The organism is Stenotrophomonas sp. HMWF003 (genome assembly GCF_003061285.1).
GTDB classification, from domain to species: Bacteria; Pseudomonadota; Gammaproteobacteria; order Xanthomonadales; family Xanthomonadaceae; genus Stenotrophomonas; species Stenotrophomonas maltophilia_AP.
Genome location: NZ_QAIW01000288.1, coordinates 1 through 1,524 on the forward strand (window position 1 = coordinate 1; position 1,524 = coordinate 1,524).

At 71.5% G+C, this 1,524-nt stretch carries 1 protein-coding gene and 1 pseudogene; both read right to left on the reverse strand.

The window, feature by feature from the left end:
* Positions 1–79: 79 nt before the first annotated feature.
* Entirely contained in the window at positions 80–1,216 is a 1,137-nt protein-coding gene (locus DBR34_RS11890; RefSeq protein WP_128096950.1) for a phosphotransferase, read from the reverse strand.
* A 116-nt stretch (positions 1,217–1,332) separates the two neighbouring features.
* Positions 1,333–1,524 (reverse strand): annotated as a pseudogene (locus DBR34_RS22810) (hypothetical protein); the annotation flags it as partial.

Consider the following 1,524-nt stretch of genomic DNA (forward strand, 5'->3'; position numbering starts at 1 on the left):
CTCTCAGCCTGGCTTTGCCCAGGCACCCCCGCTTCGGTGCCCATTTCACCACAAACGGCCCCGCCCTGCCCGCCCCGGTTCAGGCGGCGGCGTGCAGTGCCTGGAGCAGGGCCTGGCCGTGGCGGCCCTGGAACCACAGGGCATGGCCCAGCAGGAAGGTGTGGTAGGCCACGTCCGCGTTGGCTGGCGAGGCGGTGATGCCGTTGAAGTACTCCACTTCGGACAGTGCAAAGTCCAGGTGCACTACCGGCAGCAGGTCGGCCAGCAGCTGCACCCGCGCCGCCGACAACGGCAGCATCTGGCGGTAGCCCTCGATCAGGGCCAGCGCGATGGCGATGCGCGCCGCATCGGTCTGCTGCTCCAGTGCCAGCCAGGCGATGGCATTGCGCTCGATCGCCGTGGCCAGGTCGAACAGCGCGCTGGTGGGCGAGGCCAGGCCGAAGTCGAACACGGTCTGCACCTGCGGGGCGTCGCTGTCGGTGCGCCAGAGCAGGTTGGACACGTGCCAGTCGTTGTGGGCCCACAGCCGTGGCTCGGCGTGCAGGCGCCCGGCCAGGCCGGCGTGCCAGGGCAGCACCGCGCGCTGCAGGTCGTCCTGCCAGCGCTGCCGGGCCAGGTAGGTGGCCAGGCCGGGGCGCTGGGCCAGGTCGGCCTGCAGCATCGCCAGCGGGTCGGCGGCGCGGATCAGGTCGTCGCGTGCCACCAGCAGGTGGGTGCTGCGCTGGGGCGCGTGGTAGCCGGCCGAGGCCTGGTGCAGGGTCGCCAGCATGCGCCCGGCCTCGCGTGCGGCGGCCGGGTCGGTCAGTGGCGTCCAGGACGGGGCATCGCGGTACAGATCGTGGCCTGCGCCGATGCTGTGCAGTTCGTAGGTCCAGCCGTCATGTTCCGGTGCCGTTGCGCCGTCGGTAGCGTGCAGCACCTGCACCACCGGTACGCCGGCGGCTTCAAGGTGGGCGATGAAGCGGTGTTCTTCGCCCAGCGTTGCCGCGTCGCGCACGCTGCCGTGGTGGCGTTTGACGAACACCCGCCCGTGCTCGCCCTGCAGAATGGCGGCCGCCGACAGGGGACGCGGGCTGTGCCAGGCCACGCCGACATCGGTGCCCAGCTGCGGGTAGCGCCCGCGCAGCCAGGCCACGTCGCGCGCATCGATGGCCGGCCAGTCGGCGGCCACCGCATCGTTGTCCAGGCCTTGCACGAGGTGGGCGGTGTGGGTCATCGGCAAACAGGCACAACGTGCGTCGGGTCGGAGGGCAGACAGGGTAGCCGAACGCACAACGGGCGGGTCATCGACCCGCCCGTTGAAGGCGCTGCACCCGGCGGTGGGGGCGGTGCTTACCAGCCGCGGCCGTGCTGGCGGTCCCAGTTGCGGCGATCGCGCTGCTCGCGCTCCCAGCGACCGCGGTCGTTGCGACGGTCGTAACCGCGGTCGTAGCCGTAACGACGGTCATGGCGGCGGTCGTCGTAGCGACGGTTGTCGTAGCCACGGTCGTAACGGTGGTCGCGCTTGTCACGGGTGGTCAGGTT